At 75.1% G+C, this 16,912-nt stretch carries 14 protein-coding genes; 6 read left to right on the top strand and 8 right to left on the bottom strand.

Translation table 11 applies throughout. The annotated features are described in order from the left end of the window. The first annotated feature begins 241 nt into the window (after positions 1-241). On the top strand, positions 242-1,636 hold the full coding sequence (locus ACFVFS_RS06380; RefSeq protein WP_380620766.1) for a TolB family protein: 1,395 nt from the start codon (positions 242-244) through the stop codon (positions 1,634-1,636). Positions 1,637-1,831: 195 nt separating this feature from the next. Next, entirely contained in the window at positions 1,832-2,341 is a 510-nt protein-coding gene (locus tag ACFVFS_RS06385; protein ID WP_380620768.1) for a hypothetical protein, read from the top strand. Positions 2,342-2,389: 48 nt separating this feature from the next. Here the strand turns inward: ACFVFS_RS06385 and fsxC are convergent, their stop codons facing one another. After that, on the bottom strand, positions 2,390-3,310 hold the full coding sequence (fsxC, locus tag ACFVFS_RS06390) for an FxsC protein (RefSeq protein ID WP_380620770.1): 921 nt from the start codon (positions 3,308-3,310) through the stop codon (positions 2,390-2,392). Between the two features lie 944 nt (positions 3,311-4,254). Here fsxC and ACFVFS_RS06395 point away from each other — a divergent pair. The 3 genes from ACFVFS_RS06395 (at position 4,255) to ACFVFS_RS06405 (ending at position 6,094) form a co-directional block, all read left to right on the top strand. Beyond that, positions 4,255-4,887 (top strand): hypothetical protein, encoded by a 633-nt coding sequence (locus tag ACFVFS_RS06395; protein ID WP_380620772.1) that lies wholly within the window; start codon positions 4,255-4,257, stop codon positions 4,885-4,887. A gap of 148 nt (positions 4,888-5,035) precedes the next feature. Then, complete coding sequence (locus ACFVFS_RS06400) at positions 5,036-5,377, top strand: hypothetical protein (protein WP_380620773.1); 342 nt, start codon at positions 5,036-5,038, stop codon at positions 5,375-5,377. A 9-nt stretch (positions 5,378-5,386) separates the two neighbouring features. Further along, positions 5,387-6,094: a hypothetical protein gene (locus ACFVFS_RS06405; protein ID WP_380620774.1), complete on the top strand. Its 708-nt coding sequence runs from the start codon at positions 5,387-5,389 to the stop codon at positions 6,092-6,094. Positions 6,095-6,144: 50 nt separating this feature from the next. On the opposite strand, the gene ACFVFS_RS06410 is transcribed toward ACFVFS_RS06405, so the two are convergent. From ACFVFS_RS06410 to ACFVFS_RS06430, 5 genes are all read right to left on the bottom strand, one after another. Beyond that, the gene (locus tag ACFVFS_RS06410; protein ID WP_380620775.1) at positions 6,145-7,716 is read right to left on the bottom strand and encodes a phytoene desaturase family protein; all 1,572 of its coding nucleotides are present in this window, start codon (positions 7,714-7,716) and stop codon (positions 6,145-6,147) included. A gap of 73 nt (positions 7,717-7,789) precedes the next feature. Further along, positions 7,790-8,338, bottom strand: coding sequence for an OsmC family protein (locus tag ACFVFS_RS06415; protein ID WP_380620777.1), 549 nt, complete (start codon positions 8,336-8,338; stop codon positions 7,790-7,792). A gap of 28 nt (positions 8,339-8,366) precedes the next feature. Continuing rightward, positions 8,367-9,113, bottom strand: coding sequence for a heparin lyase I family protein (locus tag ACFVFS_RS06420; protein ID WP_380620779.1), 747 nt, complete (start codon positions 9,111-9,113; stop codon positions 8,367-8,369). Positions 9,114-9,250: 137 nt separating this feature from the next. Then, positions 9,251-10,654: a uracil-xanthine permease family protein gene (locus tag ACFVFS_RS06425; protein ID WP_380620781.1), complete on the bottom strand. Its 1,404-nt coding sequence runs from the start codon at positions 10,652-10,654 to the stop codon at positions 9,251-9,253. 510 nt (positions 10,655-11,164) lie between these two features. Next, positions 11,165-12,838: an FAD-binding dehydrogenase gene (locus ACFVFS_RS06430; protein ID WP_380620783.1), complete on the bottom strand. Its 1,674-nt coding sequence runs from the start codon at positions 12,836-12,838 to the stop codon at positions 11,165-11,167. Between the two features lie 722 nt (positions 12,839-13,560). Here ACFVFS_RS06430 and ACFVFS_RS06435 point away from each other — a divergent pair. Continuing rightward, complete coding sequence (locus tag ACFVFS_RS06435) at positions 13,561-14,361, top strand: MHYT domain-containing protein (protein WP_380620785.1); 801 nt, start codon at positions 13,561-13,563, stop codon at positions 14,359-14,361. Between the two features lie 76 nt (positions 14,362-14,437). On the opposite strand, the gene ACFVFS_RS06440 is transcribed toward ACFVFS_RS06435, so the two are convergent. Both ACFVFS_RS06440 and ACFVFS_RS06445 read right to left on the bottom strand, forming a co-directional pair. After that, positions 14,438-16,003, bottom strand: a complete 1,566-nt coding sequence (locus tag ACFVFS_RS06440; protein ID WP_380620787.1) for an alpha/beta hydrolase — start codon at positions 16,001-16,003, stop codon at positions 14,438-14,440. Positions 16,004-16,207: 204 nt separating this feature from the next. Next, positions 16,208-16,912, bottom strand: a complete 705-nt coding sequence (locus ACFVFS_RS06445; RefSeq protein ID WP_380620789.1) for a nicotinamide riboside transporter PnuC — start codon at positions 16,910-16,912, stop codon at positions 16,208-16,210.

The raw sequence follows: 16,912 nt of genomic DNA on the forward strand, positions 1-16,912 counted from the left end.
GGTCGGAGGAACTGGCTGGAGGCGACCTGCGGCGGCCGGCCGGGAGGAGTGATGTGGTGCCGGCACTCGCATCGGCCCGATCGCGGAAAGGGCCTCCGGCAATCAGCTGATGGTACGTCATGGTTCATTCATTTCAATGCCAATCACCGCCCTGGCGTTGACCTCCGGCCCGTCCCGGCTATTGGCTCTGGACACCCGTTCGGCCAACGAGCGCCGGACGGAAACCCGTTGGGGAGGATCCATGCCCACACCGCACCACACCCGACTCCGCTCCACCGCCGTCGCCGGTGCGGCGGCCGCCGTCCTCGGCGCGACCGCCGTGGGACCGGCCGCCGCTCAACCCGCCGCCGCGCCACCGCGCGTCGAGAGAATCAGCCAGGCACCCGGCGGCGCGCAGGCCGACGGCGACTCCCACCTCGGCGGCCTCTCGGCGACCGGCCGCTACACCGTCTTCACCTCCGACGCCGCCAACCTCGTCCCCGGGGACACCAACGGCACCTCCGACGTCTTCGTCCGGGACCTCCTCACCGGGCGGACCGAGCGCGTCAGCGTCGCCGACGGCGGGGACCAGGCCACCGGTTCCTCCTCCGGGAAGGCGATCAGCGCCGACGGCCGCTACGTCGCCTTCGCCTCGGACGCCGCCGACCTGGCGCCCGGGGACGCCAACGGCACCTACGACGTCTACGTCCGCGACCGGGTCGCCGGGCGCACCGAGCGGATCACCGTCGGAGACCCGGCCCAGCCGCAGACCGGCGGCACCGACACCCCGGTGATCAGCTGGGACGGCCGCTACGTCGCGTTCGCCTCCGGCCGGGGGGACCTGGTGCCGGGCGACACCAATCACGTCGCCGACGTCTTCGTGCACGACCGCCGCACCGGCACCACCCGGCGCGCCAACGTCGCCGACGACGGCACCCAGGCCGAGAGCCCCGCCCGCCACCCCGCGCTCAGCGCCGACGGCGGCGCGGTGTCCTTCGTCTCCCGTGACAGCCTCTCCCCCGGCGGCGGTACGGAGGACGGCGGCACGGAGGACGGCGGCACGGAGGACGGCGACGGCACAGGCGCACCGCTCGCCAGGGCCCGCACCTACCCGCTGTACGTCCACGACCTGCGCACCGGCCGGACCCGCCCCGCCAGCATCGGCCCCGACGGTGCGACCTACGGCGTGCTCGACGGCGGGCTGAGCCCCGACGGGCGCTACGCGCTCTTCAGCTCCTACACCTCCATGGTCTCCGGCTACGCACACCCCCAGGTCTTCGTCCACGACCTGCGCACCGGCACCACCACCCTGGTCAGCACCGCCCGCGACGGCGCGCCCGGCGCCGGCGACGGCCAGTCGTACTCCCCCGTGATGACGGCCGACAACCGCCGGGTCTACTTCGCCTCGAACGCCGCCAACCTGGTGGCCGGCGACACCAACGGCGCCGCCGACGTCTTCCGACGCGACCTGTGGACGGGCACGGTCGAACGGGTCACCCTGTCCCCCGACGGCACCCAGTCCCCGGTCGAGTCGGACGGCCCCGCCATCGACGCGCTCGGCACGTCCGTGCTGATCGCCTCCGCCGACGGCGCCCTGCTGCCGGGGGACACCAACCAGCACCAGGACGTCTTCCTGCGCCGCCTGCCGCTCTTCTGACCGTCCGTCCCGCCCGGGGTCGGGAGTCGCGCGCCGGGTGGACGGCGGCGCGCTTCCGGCATCCGGGCGGGGCGGCTCCTCCACAGGACGGGGAAGCCGCGGCACTCCAGTGACGGACCGCCGCCGGCCCCGCGGAGAACGGTCAGGGAGCGTCCGCACAGAAGGTCCGCACCTGGTGGCCGGTATCGTGCCGGGGTGACCGAAGCTACCGGGTGGCCGCTGCTGTTCCTGGACGTCGACGGACCGCTCATCCCGTTCGGCGGGCCGGGGCCGTACCCGGTGTACGCCGGGGCGCGTGCCGAGGGGAATCCGCTGCTGTCCAGGATCGACCCGGGCCACGGCCCACGGCTGGCCGCGCTGCCGTGCGAAGTCGTCTGGGCCACCACGTGGATGGACACCGCCAACCTGTGCATCGCCCCGCTGCTCGGCCTGCCGCCGCTGACCGTCGTGGACTGGCCGGAGCCGTCCGACGACGAGGAGGAGCCGGACGAGTACGACGGGGTGCACTGGAAGACCCGCCCGCTCGTGACATGGGCGGGCGGGCGGCCCTTCGCCTGGGTCGACGACGAGATCACCCGCGCCGACCGCGCCTGGGTCGCCGCCCACCACCCGGCACCCGCCCTGCTCCACCGGGTCGATCCGCGGATCGGGCTGACCGACAGTGACTACGCGGCGCTCGAATCCTGGCTGCGACGGCCCTCCTGACGGCACACCGGGCCCTCCTTCGACAGGCCCGGCAGGCGGATCAGGCACTCAGCGGCTGTCGGCCTCGGAGGGGTCGCGGGCCGGTACGGAGCGCGCCGGCGTCGACGAGCCGGGTACGGCGGGCCCCGCCGGCGTCGACGAGCCGGGTGCGGCAGGCTGCCCGGGCTCGGTTCCACGGCCGACGGCCCAGCCCTCGGAGGGGTCTCCGGCCGGTACGGGGGGCCACGTCGGCACCGTCACGCCGGGCATCGGCCGCGGCTCGGGACCGAGCCCGAACTCGGCGCGGGCCGTCACCGGGTCGTCGACCTGCTCGAGTAGCCTGTTCTGGGCCATGGTGACCGTCGACAGGAGCTCGCGCTCGAAGTGCTCCCGCCGGACGTGGAGGCGAAAGAGCGGCTCGGGTCCGGACCGGTGCAACCAGGTGCGTGCGAACACCTCGCGCACCCCCTCCCAGAGCCGGGCGCGCGCCGGACCGGGCGGCGGGTCGTCGGAGCTGTCGGGCAGCAGGACGGCGGTGACCGGGTGGTTCTGCCGGTCGAAGTCGCGCAGCGCCTGCCGGTAGGGCTCCCGGCCGGCCGCCCAGGGGTCCACCAGCAGGACGCTGACCTCGTTGTTCTCCCGGGCCCGGTCCAGCATCTCGCCGAGGCCCGGGCCGATCTCCTCCAGCGAGGTGGAGTGCCCGGCGCGGGTCAGCGCCTGCTGAGCCTGCACCGCCAAGGACGGTGCGGCGGGCGGGTGGTAGGGCGCCCAGTCCCGGGCATGGCTGCCGTAGCGGCCACCGCCCGGTCCGGTGTCCTCCGAAGCGTGTCCGGCCGCGACGAACAGCCGGACCAGGCTGCCGCGGACGCCGGCGAGCGCCATCGCCCGCACCGGGAAGAAGCCCTCCACCCGCCCGAGGTCGAGGTCCCGCAGCTCGGCGACCCGCCAGGCGGCGGCCTCCCGCACCCGCTCGGCGACCGTCCGTACCACCGAGCTTCACGGACCGGCCGTCGGTCGCCAACTCGGCGCCGAGCAGCGCCATCAGGTGGTCGCGGGTTCCGCCGTCGAGGGCGGTCAGGCCGTCCTCGGCGGCACCGGCCACGGTGCGCGCCAGAACGGCGCGCGCGGCGGTGCGGCGGTGCTCGTCACCCGTGCTGTCGGCGGTGCCGGCCGCGTCGCGCAGCTCCGGGCGGTCCCGGAGTTCCGCGAGGGCGGCCTCGAAGTGGGGCAGCAGCTCCGCGGATTCCAGTGCCTCCCGCAGCTCCGGGCCGGGGGCGTAGGTCCGCAGGAACGCGGCGGACGGCGGCTCACCGGCCCGCATGAGGCCGCCCGCCGGCCGCGCGATCAGGGTGAGCAGCCGCAGCTCGTGCCACGGGTCGTGGTAGAGCACTCCCCAGGCCGCGACCTCGTCGTCGGCGGCGCTTCCTCCGCCGGTTCCGTCGTAGTCGGGGATCGAGGCGCCGCCCAGGGCCATCGAGGCGCCGAGGGCCTCGCCCCAGAAGCAGCCGTGGACCGCCGCACCGGGTCGTATCCCCGCCACACCGTCCCGGACGGCCCGCAGCGTCCGGGTGTACGACGTCGCCCGCACACCGGTGCCGTGGACGAAGACGATCGATCGGTTCATGCGTTCCCGCTCCGGCATCAGGTCCGACCGCGCCCGGCCGCACTGCGCGCTCGCTCGGATTCTAGGGCGCGGGCGCCCGGACGCGTGCGGGGTTGCGGATTTCCGGGCGCCCGCCCTTCCGACCCGCGGGTCGGCGACGGCCGGGAGGACGGGCCGGCGGGTCGGAAGGCGTCGGGTGCACGCCTGCGCTTTCGCGAAGTCGACTGTGCGGCAGGCAAGTTCAGCGCGGACGGGTTCGCGGGCTGGTCCGGGTGGAACAACCCGGAGAGGGGCGAGTCGGGGGCGGAGGCGGGGGCGGAGGCGGGGGCCGATGGACGTACTGGGCACCGCGGGGCTGGTGGCCGTCCCGGTCCTGGCCGGCTGGTCCGCGCTGCGGATCTGGCTGCGCGACGGCTCCAGGGTGCTCGACTACGCCTCCGCCGTGTTCTGGTCGGGCGTGGCGATCGAACTCGGCCTGAACGAGGGGCCCGGCTGGCTGCTGCCCGCCGGCTGCGCTACCGCCGGGGCCACGCTCGCGGCCCATCTGCTGGTGCTCGCCACCGCCGTGCTGAGGAGGCCGCCGGTCACCGTCGACCCGGCCGAGTTCCGGCGGCGGCTGCTGGAGACCTGCGCGGCGCCGAGCGCTCCGGAGGCCTTTCTCGCCGGGGTCGGCCCGGACGGGACGATCACCGTCCGGGGCCTGGAGGCCGCAGGGATCCCGCGCCACCGCCACCGCCCCGGTCCCGGCTGCGCCACCTGCTGCCTGGAGGGCATCGTCGGCGAACTCGCCGACAACGGCGCCGAGACCGTGGCCGAGTACCGGGCGCTGCTGCGCGGGCGGGCGAACCAGCTGTTCGTGCTGCGCCGCACCACCATCGGCCACCGGTGGACGGCGGAGCTCCGCCGGGTCCAGGGTTTCGCGACCCCGTTCGAGCACTCCCCCTGCCCCGAGCACCGGCTCTGACGCCGCGCCGGGCCGGGCGGCGGACGGCGACCGGACAGGGAGCGGACGGGGAGCGGACGGGTGGCGCGGGAGCGGGCGGGAGTGGTCCGGTTGGTCCGGATGCCGTCGTGCGGGTGCGGCGCGCGGGTCCTGCGGCCACGTTGAGGAGATGGACATCGTCGTCGTACTGGAACCGGACACACCGACCAACATCCGGCTCCTCGGACCGGACCACACGCCCGCGCAGCCGGAGGTCCCGGTGCGCCGCGCGCACACCGCCCCCACGGAGGCCTCCGGCGCCTGCGGTCCCCGCACCCTGTGCGGCCTGGACACCTCCGACATGACCCTCGCGCCGCACGGGGCCGAGCACCCCGACCGGCCCCGGTCCCGGCTGCACTGGCACACCTGCAGCACCTGCCGCAACGCCGGGGAGTCCCTCGTCCCCGGCGCGCCCGGTGACGGGGCCGCCGACACCGGTCCTTCGCCCGGGCCGGTGGCGATGGCGCCGTAGGCTGACCGGATGACAACTGACCGCAACACCGTGCTCGTTCCGGTGGTCCTGGCCGGACTTCTGCTCGGGACGGCCGCCTGCGCGTCGTCCGGCGGGGCCGGGGCCCCGTCCGACGGTGGCAAGCCCTCCTTCGCCAAGCTGAAGTCGACGGTGCAGGGCCTCGGTGCGGACCCGTCGTGCCCGTTCGGCCTGGACCTGGCCGGCGCGCTGAAGGCGGTCGGGATCGAGCGCGGTGTCACCCCGGCCGACGGCACGGGCGGCCGGCCGGTGCGGGCCGAGGTCGTACCGTCCGAGGAGGCCCGGCCGTTTCCGTCCGGTGTCACGCCCACCCCGGCGACGGCCTCGGTGCCCGCCCGGCCCGAGACCGTCCAGGTGTGGTGCTCCTACACCGCCGGAACGACCCCGGTGGAGATCGGCGTGCTCGCCGCCCCGGCCGAGCGGACCGCGGTCAACCTGGCCCTGCCCTACATCCAGCAGGCGGGCGGCCTCACCACCGACCAGCTGGTCGCGGCCTCCACCGACCAGCCCGCCCCCGGCACGGCCCGGACCACGCCCGGCCGCGGGACCGTCGGCATCGCCCGGCTCCCGGTCGCCGACGGGGGCGACCTGGCCCTGCTGGTCAGCCAGGGCACCGGGACGGCCGCCCCGGACCCGGCCCTGACCGGGGAGCCCCTGCGCGCGCTGGCCGAGAGGCTCGCCGCACAGCTGCACGTCTGACCGGAGGGGCGCGGCGGGCGGGCGGCCGGAGCGGCGGGCGGGAGCTCCCGCTAGCGGAGGTCCTCCAGGACGGCGCGGGCCGCGTTGTGGCCGGGGATTCCGCTGACGCCGCCGCCGCGGACCGCTCCCGCGCCGCACAGCAGGATGTCGGGGTGCGCCGTCGCCACGCCCCAGCGGGCCGCGGCGCTGTCCGGTTCCCCGGCCGCGAAGGGGAACGCCAGGTCGCGGTGGAAGATGTGACCGCCCGGCAGGCCGATCTCCCGCTCCAGGTCGAGCGGGGTCTTCGCCTCCACGCAGGGCCGTCCGTCGGCGTCCTCGGCCAGGCAGTCGGCGATCGGCTCGGCCAGCACCGCGTCGAGCTGGGCCAGGCTCGCCGCCAGGGCGCGCTCCTTGGCGGCCGGGTCGGCGAACAGCCGGGCGGGCAGGTGCAGGCCGAACAGGGTGAGGGTCTGCAGGCCCTGCCGGACGGCCTCCGGGCCCAGGATCGACGGGTCGGTGAGGGAGTGGCAGTAAATTTCCGACGGCGGCGCCGAGGGGATCCGGCCGGCCGCGGCCTCGGCGTAGGCGGTCTCCAACTGCCGGTAGCCCTCGGCGATGTGGAAGGTGCCGGCGAAGGCCTCGCGGGGGTCGGCGGCGGGGTCGCGCAGGCGCGGCAGCCGGCGCAGCACCATGTTGACCTTGAGCTGCGCTCCCTCCGGCGCGGGCCCGGGCTCCTCTCCCAGCAGCCGGGCCAGGGTCGCCGGGGCGGCGTTGACCAGGACCCGGCGGGCCGCCGCCGTCGCCTCGCCGTCCCGGTGGCGGTAGGTCACCTCGGCCTCCCCCGCGCCGCCGGTGGCGACGGCGGTGACCTCGCAGCCGGTGCGCAGCTCGGCCCCGGCCGCCCGGGCCGCCGCCGTGAGGGCGCCGGTGACCGCGCCCATGCCGCCGACCGGGACGTCCCAGTCGCCGGTGCCGTTGCCGATCACGTGGTAGAGGAAGCAGCGGTTCTGCCGCAGCGAGGGGTCGTGGGCGCGGGTGAAGGTGCCGATCAGGGCGTCGGTCAGCACCACGCCGCGGACCAGGTCGTCGGCGAAGGACTCCTCGATCGTCTCGCCCAGCGGCCGTTCGAACAGCGCGGTCCAGGCAGCGTCGTCGCCGAGCCGGCCGCGCAGTTCGGCCCGGGTGGGCAGGGGTTCGGTGAGGGTCGGGAAGACCGCCTCGGCGACGCTCCCGGTCATCGCGTAGAAGCGCCGCCAGGCCTCCCACTCGCGGTCGGTGCCGATCAGCGCGCGGAAGGACTCCCGGGTGCGGCCGGCGTCGGCGGCGTCCACCAGCAGCCCGGTGGGCCGCCCGTCCCGGACGGCGGGGGTGTACGAGGCGATCCGGCGCCGTCGCAGCTCCAGGCGCAGGCCGAGCTCGCGCACCAGGGTGCGGGGCAGCAGGCTCACCAGGTAGGAGTAGCGCGACAGCCGGGCGTCCACACCGGTGAACGCCGGGGCCGACACCGCCGCGCCGCCGAGCCCCGGGAGCCGTTCGAGCAGCAGCACCCGGCGGCCGGCGCGGGCCAGGTACGCCGCCGCCACCAGGCCGTTGTGGCCGCCGCCGACGATCACGACGTCGTACCGGGAGGACGGGTTCGCCATGTCCGGCACGGTACGCCACCCGGGCGGTCCGGGGAACAGCGACGGGCGGCGGCCCGGCGGGGCGGTCCGGCGGTCAGTCGCCCGCGGCGAGGCGGACGGTGACGCTGTGCTCGGAGCGGACCAGGCGCAGCATCGGGCAGCGGGCGTCCGCGGTGGCCAGCAGGTCCGCCAGTTCCTGCGGCGCGGCCGGGCCGCTCAGCTCGACCTCCGCCGTGAGGTCGTAGGGCACGGCGGGTGCCTCGGTCGGCACACCGAAGAACCGGGCGTCGTTGTTGCGGGCGTTCACCCGGACCTCGACCCGGTCCAGCGGGACGTCCGCCAGCGCCGCGACGCACAGGACCGTGTGGGTCAGGCAGGTGCTGACCACCGCGCAGAACAGCTCCGGCGAGGACGGGCCGAGGCCGAACCCTCCGATGTCGGGCCCGCCGTCGCCGATGAAGGACCAGTCCCCCACCCGGACCTTGCGGACCCCGGTCGCGTCGTCGGCCACGCAGACCGCGCCGACCTCCTCCTCCCAGTCCGAGCTCTCCGGCCGCCGCCGGGCGGCGTCGCGCATGGCCGCGCCCTTGTCGCGCAGGTGCTCGGCCAGTCCGGGCCGGGGTATCGCAGGTGTGTGCGTCATGGCCCGTAGCGTACGGGTCGGGGCGCGGTCATGATCCGGCGGTGGCGGCTTCCAGGGTGGTCGCCATGACCGGGCTGGTGAAGGTGTTCGTGGCGTCGCCCGTGGAGAGGTGGTAGGAGCCCCACTTGAAGTAGTTGCGGTCGCCGTCCCAGGTGGTCCCGGTGAAGGTGCCCGAGCCGGTGGTGAAGGTCTGCTTCACGCCGTCGAACCAGAAGTCGATGGTGCCGTCGGTGCGGCCCAGGCGGATCTTCAGCGCGTAGGAGTGCCACTGGCCGTTGGCGGTCGGCGCGGTCCAGAGGGTGTGGGCGACGTGGTCGGTGTCCCACTCCTGGAGGCGGATGCGCTTGGTCGTCGCGTCGATCTCGATCGGGTGGTTGGCCGTGCCGGTGCTGGGCGAGCACTTGAGCTGGAAGACGTAGCGGCTGTTGGTGTCCTTGATGTCCAGCTTGGAGGACCAGCCGAGGTAGAAGGTGTCGCCCTCCGTGAGGTTGGGGCCGAGCGTCTCGCAGCGCTCCTCGCCGGCGGCCTGGAAGGCGCGCCAGACGCTGCCCTTGGCGGGGTCCTGGACGACGCCGAAGTTGCCCGTGGCGCACTGGACGCCGGTGAAGGAGGACGGGCCCTGGGCGGTGCTCGGGGTCCACAGGACGGTGCCCGCCCCGGGGGCGGGGCTGTCGGCGGCGGAACTGTCGGCGGTGGCCCAGCCGCAGGAGAGCGCGAGCGCGGTGGCGGCGGCGAGGCCGACGGTGGTCCTGCGGTGGCGGGGCAGAAGGAACATGCTTCTCCCGGTGGATGAGTGGCCGCTCCGGACGTAGGAGGAGATTCGACCACCCTTCGTTCGGCCGGGCCAAGCAGAACGGCCGGAGAAGGCCCTTTCGGGCACCTCTCCGGCCGGCGGCGTCACCGGGCGCGGCGCTACCGGGCGCGCGGCTCCCCCGGGTCCTGGGAGTCGGTGTCGTAGGAGGAGGTGCCCTCGTCCAGCAGCGGCTCCTGCGTCTTGAGGTGCGCGGGGGCCAGGGCCCGCAGCACGTGGTAGCCGGTGATGACGACCAGGGTGCCCAGGGCGATGCCGCTGAGGCTGAAGGTGTCGGTGAACTTCAGGGTGACGTTGCCGATGCCGATGATGATGCCCGCGGCGGCCGGCACCAGGTTCAGCGGGTTGCGCAGGTCCACCCCGGACTTGATCCAGATCTGCGCGCCGAGCAGGCCGATCATGCCGTACAGGATGACGGTGATGCCGCCGAGCACCCCGCCGGGGATCGCGGCCACGACGGCGCCGAACTTCGGGCAGACGCCGAACAGCAGCGCGAAGCCCGCCGCGGCCCAGTAGGCGGCGGTGGAGTACACCCGGGTGGCGGCCATGACGCCGATGTTCTCGGAGTAGGTGGTGTTCGGCGGACCGCCGAGCGCGGTGGACAGCATGGAGCCGACGCCGTCCGCGGAGATCGCGGTGCCGAGCTTGTCGTCCAGGTTGTCGCCGGTCATCTCCCCCACGGCCTTGACGTGCCCGGCGTTCTCCGCGACCAGCGCGATCACCACGGGCAGCGCGACCAGGATCGCGGACCACTGGAAGGAGGGGCCGTGGAAGGCGGGCAGGCCGATCCAGTCCGCCTGGCCGACGCCCGACAGGTCCAGGCGCCAGTGGTCGGTGAGCTGTCCGCTCCCGTCCACCGAGTGGATCATGCCGAAGACCCGGTCGAACAGCCAGGAGATCCCGTAGCCGAAGAGCAGGCCGAGGAAGATCGCCACCCGGGACCAGAAGCCGCGCAGGCAGACCACGGCCAGGCCGGTGAACAGCATCACCAGCAGCGCCGTCCACTGGTCCTGCGGCCAGTACGTCGAGGCGGTGACGGGAGCGAGGTTGAAGCCGATCAGCATGACGACGGCGCCGGTGACGATCGGCGGCATCGCGGCGTGGATGATCCGCGCCCCGAACCGCTGGACCGCCACGCCCACCAGGAACAGCGCCACACCGACCACGAAGACGGCGCCGGTGACCGTCGCGCTGGTGCCGCCCTGCGCCCGGATCACCGCGGCCACGCCGACGAAGGAGAGCGAGCAGCCGAGGTAGCTGGGCACCCGGCCGCGGGTCGCGAGCAGGAAGATGACGGTCGCGACGCCGGACATCATGATCGCCAGGTTGGGGTCGAGCCCCATCAGCACCGGCGCCACGAAGCTCGCGCCGAACATGGCCACCACGTGCTGGGCGCCGAGCCCTGCCGTTCGGGGCCAGGAGAGCCGTTCGTCGGGGCGGACGACCGCTCCCGGTGCGGGCGTACGCCCGTCACCGTGCAGCTTCCAGCGCACGCCGAGATCCATGTGGGGGTTCGCTTTCTCTGTACTTCCGTGGGGCTTTCCGCACCATTGTCCTGGTCGCCCGGCCTTTCGTGTGCCACCGCCCCCCTGCTGACCTGCGCGGTTCCCGATCACCGTGGTCGCGCCCGGCGGTCGCGCCCGTTCGGTCGGGACGGCTCGGAACCGCCCGGCGGAGGATCGGTTCCGCTTCGGGGCGGGGGCGGAACCCTTGCGGGCGTGGAGCAGGGCGGCGGCCGGCGGGAGGGGGCGGCTGCCGAGCAGGGCGAGGCCGTCACCGTGCGCGAGCTCGTCGGCGAGGGCGGCGGCCGGCAGCTCCGCCCCCAGCACGGCGAGGTTGGCGCCCTTGGCGGCGGGCCGGCGACGGGCCGGCCGGGGGCGGCGCGGTGTTGGGCGTGGATCCGGGCCTGCTGCTGGAGGTCGGGCCGCGGGAGGCCGCCCACGGCCCGGCGGTCCGTCCCGGACCCGGCTGAACACCGGGACCGGGCGCGGGATCGGGGCCGGGGGGGGGACCGGTCAGGCGGTGGCCTCCGCCGCCGCGCGCCCGGCCGCGCGCCCGGAGAACAGGCAGCCGCCGAGGAAGGTGCCCTCCAGCGCGTTGTAGCCGTGCACCCCGCCGCCGCCGAACCCGGCGGTCTCGCCGGCCGCGTAGAGGCCGGGCACCGGTGTGCCGTCGGCGCCGAGCGCGCGGGAGTCGAGGTCGGTCTGGATGCCGCCGAGCGTCTTGCGGGTGAGCACGTGCAGCCTGACGCCGATCAGCGGGCCGGCGGCCGGATCCAGCAGGCGGTGCGGTGCCGCGGTGCGGCCGAGCCGGTCACCCAGGTAGCGGCGGGAGTTGTGCAGACCCTGCACCTGGGCGTCCTTGCTGAAGGGGTTGGCCAGCTGCCGGTCCCTGGCCTCGATCTGGCGGCGCATCGCCGCCGCGTCCAGCAGCGGGGTCCCGGTCAGCGCGTTCATCCCGGCGACCAGCTCCTCCAGCGTGGCGGCGGTGACGAAGTCCTCGCCGTGCCGCTTGAACGCCTCCACCGGGGCGGGCGCGCCCTTGCCGAGCAGCCGTTCACGGACGAAGGCCTTGCGGTCGCCGGCGGTGATGTCGGGGTTCTGCTCGGAGCCGGAGAGCGCGAACTCCTTCTCGATGATCTTCTGGGTGAGCACGAACCAGGAGTGGTCGTGACCGGCCAGCCCGGGGGCGGTGCGCAGATGGCGCAGGGTGCTCAGGGTGTCGTAGCCGGGCAGGCAGGGCTCGGGCAGGCGGCGGCCGAGGGCGTCGAACCACATCGAGGAGGGGCCTGGCAGGATCCGGATCCCGTGGCCGGGCCAGATCGGGTCCCAGTTGTGCAGGCCCTCGGTGTAGTGCCACATCCGGTCGCTGTTGACCAGGCGCGCCCCGGCCTCGGCGCTGATGCCGAGCATCCGGCCGTCGACATGGGCGGGGACGCCGGTGACCAGGTGCGCGGGCGGGGTGCCCAGCCGGGCGGGCCAGTGGGCGCGGACCAGGTCGTGGTTGGCCCCGATGCCGCCGGCGGCCACCACGACGGCCTGGGCGGACAGCTCGAAGTCCCCGGTCTCCTCGCGACTGGAGGCCGCGCCGCGGGCCGCGCCGTCCTCGGCCAGGACGCGGCCGCGCACGCCGGTCACCGCGCCGTCGGTGACCACCAGCCCGTCGACCCGGTGGCGGTGCCGGAAGGTCAGCAGCCCGGCGGCGGCCGCTCGCCGGGCGGAGCGGACGAAGGGCTCGACCACCCCGGTGCCGGTGCCCCAGGCGACGTGGAAGCGGGGCACCGAGTTGCCGTGCCCGTCGGCCCGCAGGTCGCCGCGCTCGGCCCAGCCCACCGTGGGCAGGAAGCGCAGCCCGTGCCCGGCCAGCCAGGAGCGCTTCTCCCCCGCGGCGAACTCGACGTACGCCCGGGCCCAGCGCACCGCCCAGCGGTCCTCGTCCTCCCGGCGGTCGAACTGCGCGCTGCCCTGCCAGTCGCTCCAGGCGAGCTCGAAGGAGTCCTTGACGCGCATCCGGCGCTGTTCGGGCGAGTCGACCAGGAACAGACCGCCGAAGGACCACCAGGCCTGGCCGCCGAGGTTGGCGGCGTTCTCCTGGTCGACGAGGATCACCCGGCGCCCCCGGGAGGTCAGCTCGTGCGCGGCGGTGAGTCCGGCCAGGCCGGCTCCGACGATGATGACGTCAGTGTCCATGGGTGTCCTCGGGGAAGTGCCGTCACGGGGCTGCTCGGAGGGCGGAGCGGCGACCGCGGGGGCGGTGCGCGAGGCCGGGCCGCCGGGGACCGCCGACTGCGGTGCGCCGCCGGGGAGTTGGCGTCCGGTCGGCGCGCGCCTCGGCGTCCTCGGCCGCACGTCAGGGGCGGGAAGTGACGGAAACGGTACAGTGTCCGGTTTTCGGCGACAAGACTCCGCCCTGGCCGCGGCTCCCCGCCCGGCGCCGCCTGCGCCGGGCCCGCCCGCAGGGGTCCGAGCCGCCCGCCCCTTCACGAAACTTCCCCGAAGAAGACCCCGTTAGGCCCTTGACCAGCGAGGGTCGTTAGTATGTATCCGCACGTGAGGCCCGGCAGACGGCTTCCCGTCGCACGCCCTGGGCCGACGACGCCCCCTGCCGCGTGCCCCGTCCGTCTGCCGACACCCCGTGGTACCGCCCGTGACCCTCGACGCCGGGCGGGCCGCGCGGGTCGCCGAACCAGGGCCGACGAGGAGCGATGTGACGGTACACCGACCGGGGCGGGTGCGGCCGCGGCCCGGTACCTGGGCCCCGCCGGCCGGTGGACCACTCCCCGCCAGCCCGTGTTCCCCGGGGGTTCCGATCGTTCGGGTACCCCTGGACCCGGGAGAACCGCGCCGCCCCTTGCCCGGCGCGGCCCCTTCCCGCCCGCATCCACCAACGACACGTCAGCTCAGGTACCTCCATGCACCCCCATACCGCCCCCATCGACGGCTTCCATTACGGCTGGATCAACCCGGTCCTCTCCTACGTGGTCGCCTGCATCGGAGCCGCGCTCGGCCTCCGCTGCACCGTCCGCGCCCTCAGCCTGCCGCCGCGCCGGCGGCTCGGCTGGCTGCTGCTCGGCGCCGCCGAGATCGGCTGCGGCATCTGGACGATGCACTTCATCGCGATGCTCGGCTTCACCGTCACCGGTTCGACCATCCTCTACAACGTGCCGATGACGCTGTGCAGCCTGCTGCTGGCGGTCGTGGTCTGCGGCCTCGGCATCCTCTACGTCGGCTACCGGCCGCGCGGCCTGGCCACGCTGCTGATCGGCGGCACCGTCATGGGCCTGGGCGTCGCGGCGATGCACTACCTCGGCATGGCGGCGATGCACGTCCAGGGCCGGGTGTCGTACGACACGATGATCGTGGCGGCCTCGATCGCGATCGCCGTGGCCGCGTCCGCCACCGCGCTGTGGATGACGCTGAACATCACCGGCCTGCCGGCCTCCCTGGCCTCGGCACTGATCGCCGGAGTCGCCGTGGTCGCCATGCACTACACCGGCATGGCCGCGGTCTCGGTCACCCTGGACGGCCGCACCCCGGTCGGCGGGCTGCCGGCCTCGCAGTTCATCACCCCGCTCGCGGTGGCGATCCTCGTGCTGCTCGCGCTCGGCGGGATCGCGCTGATGCTGTCGCCGCAGGACACCTCGCTCTCGGGCCGGGCCGATGCCGCGCGGCCGGAGCCGGTGCGGGTGCCGCTGTTCGAACGGCAGGGGTGATCCGGCCCCGGACCACCCGGACGGCCCGGCGCGGGAGGCTCCCGCGCCGGGCCGTCGCCCGTTGTCCCCGCGGGGCCTACGGCCGGGCGGCCGGGCAGTCGGTGTCCTGGGCGGGCAGCACGCCGTCCAGGAGGTAGCGGTCGACGGCGGCGTCCACGCAGCTGTCGCGCGGCGCGAACATGCCCGCGTAGACGGTGTGCCGGAAGGCGCCGCGCAGCGTCACCAGGCGGGAGCCGGTCAGCGCGCGGTGGGCGGACAGCTGGCCCGGGTAGGTGGCGGCCGGGTCTCCGTCGGCGCCGACCAGCAGGACCGGCACGGCGTTGCGCACCCGGGTGGGCGGTTCGGCGGGCTCGGCGGGCCAGTAGGTGCACGGCGTGAGGTTGCGGGTGAGCGGGCCGAACAGCGGCTCGTCGGCCCGGTGGGCCTGGATGTCGCGGTAGTAGCCGAGCGGATCGCGCGAGGCGGCGCGGTCGGCGCACATGATCGCGGTCTGCACGGCGGCGTAGCCGCCCGTGTCAGGGGCCGTCAGGCCGGCCAGCACCGCTTCCAGCCGCGCGGTCGGCTCCGCCGGACGGCCCTCGGCCGCGTCGGCCAGGACGCGCACCAGCGCGGAGAACTCCTCGTAGGCGGCGGCGTCGTCCCCGGCCGCCACCGACCACAGCACCTGCGGCAGGGCCCGGGCGTCGACCCGGTGGGTGCCGACCGCCAGCGGCGCGCGCCCGGCGGCCAGGCGCACCCGTTCGACCGCGGCCAGCACCTCGGCGGTGGTCGCGCCCAGGTGGTGGCGGTCGTCGTGGCGGGCCGCCCAGGCGGCCCAGGCGGTGAGCGCGGCCGCCATCGCGGGGCCCTGGGTGGCGGTCAGGTCGGGTCCGAAGCGGTCCGGGTCCATGGCGGCGTCGAACACCACCCGCCCGACCCGGTCCGGGAACAGCTGGAGGTAGACCTCGCCGAGGTAACTGCCGTAGGACGAGCCGAGGTAGGAGATCCTCGGCTCGCCGAGGACCGCGCGCACCAGGTCCATGTCCCGGGCGGTGTTGCGGGTGGAGATGTGCGGCAGCAGCTCGCGGTACGGCGCGCAGCGGGTCGCGAGGTCCTTGGCGACCTCGGCGGACCGGTCGAAGGTCAGCCGGTCGGGGCCGGCCGAGCCGGGGCCGGCCGCGGGCCAGCCGCAGTCGAGGGGGGTGCTGGCGCCGACGAAGCGCGGGTCCATGCCGACGATGTCGTAGCGGGCGCCCAGGTCGGGCGCGGCCCCGCGCAGGGCGAGGGCGAGGTCGCGGGCCGGGACGCCGGGGCCGCCGGGGTTGTAGAACAGCGTGCCCAGGCGGCGGGCCGGGTCGGTGGCGGGCAGCCGGGAGAGGGCGACCCCGACGGTCCGCCCCTCCGGGCGGCGGTAGTCGAGGGGGACCGCGACCTCGGTGCAGCGGGCGCCGGCGGCGTCGAGATCGGCTCCGGCGGTGTCGTCCGGGCCGGTGGCGCAGGCGTGCCAGGACGGCTGCTGCCCGCGCAGCGCGGCGAGCGGATCGGCGGTGGCCGACGCGCCCGGCGGCGGCGCGGTGGCGCCGGCCGCCGGTACGGCCGACGCTGCGAGAACGGTAAGGGCCAGGGCCGCCACAGCGGCGGCCGGCCTAGCGGCGCGGATCACGGTTTTCCCCTCGGGTGCTTCAACGGGCCGTCGGGGCGACGGTAGGCGCGGACGCCCGGCGGGCGCATCCGCCGCCGGTACCGCTCTCCCCCGCCGAAGTACCTCTCCACTTCTGCTACTTCAGGACCACGCGCCCCAGGGGCGGGGGCGGCCGCGTCCTGCGGGCCCGGGGACGCTCGCAGGACGCGGCCGGTGCTCCGGGGGCTACGCCCCGGTGGTCGTGGTGGTGTCGGTGCGGCCCTCCAGGACGACGGCCGGCTCCAGCGGGGAGGCGATCTCCTGGCCCTTGCTGTGCGAGGCCCAGTCGCGGATGCCGACGAGGACCATGACGAAGAAGATCCCGTAGACGATGCCGGAGAAGTACAGCTCGGAGTGGATCGCGAGGGGGACGCCGACCAGGTCGACGGCCAGCCAGACGAACCAGAACTCCACGTACCGGCGGGCCTGGGTGTACATCGCCAGGATCGAGCCGATGAAGATCCAGGCGTCGGCGAGGACCATCCACCAGGGGGCGCCGGGGTAGAAGGAGGCATCGGTCGCCTTGAGCAGGGAGGCGAACGCGAAGGTGCCGACGGCCATCACGGCGATCAGGACCGACCGCTCCCGCCAGGAGGCCCAGCGGACGTTGATCGTGCCCTCCTGCTGCCGGCTGCGCCGCCAGGTGGCCCAGCCCCAGGACGCCGAGGCGATGATGACGACCTGCCGGGCGGCGTTGCCGCCGAGGTGGACGTTCAGGCTGGCGATGAGCAGCAGGACCGAGCCGAGGATCTGCACGGGCCAGGCGACGAGGGAGCGGCGCAGGGCGAGCCAGACGGTCGCGAGCGCCAGGATGTTGCCGAAGAAGTCCGACCAGTAGACGGGGATGCCGAAGAAGCTGAACTGCTCGTTCAACCATTCGAGTGCGCTCAT

This window comes from Kitasatospora sp. NPDC057692 (assembly GCF_042799475.1).
In the GTDB taxonomy this organism is placed as follows: Bacteria; Actinomycetota; Actinomycetes; order Streptomycetales; family Streptomycetaceae; genus Kitasatospora.

Bases quoted from the DNA above. Each gene is read 5' to 3' on its own strand.
- ACFVFS_RS06410 (WP_380620775.1), bottom strand. From the start codon at position 7,716: ATGGCGAACCCGTCCTCCCGGTACGACGTCGTGATCGTCGGCGGCGGC.
- ACFVFS_RS06445 (WP_380620789.1), bottom strand. From the start codon at position 16,912: ATGAGCGCACTCGAATGGTTGAACGAGCAGTTCAGCTTCTTCGGCATC.
- ACFVFS_RS06415 (WP_380620777.1), bottom strand. From the start codon at position 8,338: ATGACGCACACACCTGCGATACCCCGGCCCGGACTGGCCGAGCACCTG.
- ACFVFS_RS06425 (WP_380620781.1), bottom strand. From the start codon at position 10,654: ATGGATCTCGGCGTGCGCTGGAAGCTGCACGGTGACGGGCGTACGCCC.
- ACFVFS_RS06430 (WP_380620783.1), bottom strand. From the start codon at position 12,838: ATGGACACTGACGTCATCATCGTCGGAGCCGGCCTGGCCGGACTCACC.
- ACFVFS_RS06380 (WP_380620766.1), top strand. From the start codon at position 242: ATGCCCACACCGCACCACACCCGACTCCGCTCCACCGCCGTCGCCGGT.
- ACFVFS_RS06435 (WP_380620785.1), top strand. From the start codon at position 13,561: ATGCACCCCCATACCGCCCCCATCGACGGCTTCCATTACGGCTGGATC.
- ACFVFS_RS06395 (WP_380620772.1), top strand. From the start codon at position 4,255: ATGGACGTACTGGGCACCGCGGGGCTGGTGGCCGTCCCGGTCCTGGCC.
- ACFVFS_RS06405 (WP_380620774.1), top strand. From the start codon at position 5,387: ATGACAACTGACCGCAACACCGTGCTCGTTCCGGTGGTCCTGGCCGGA.
- ACFVFS_RS06420 (WP_380620779.1), bottom strand. From the start codon at position 9,113: ATGTTCCTTCTGCCCCGCCACCGCAGGACCACCGTCGGCCTCGCCGCC.
- ACFVFS_RS06400 (WP_380620773.1), top strand. From the start codon at position 5,036: ATGGACATCGTCGTCGTACTGGAACCGGACACACCGACCAACATCCGG.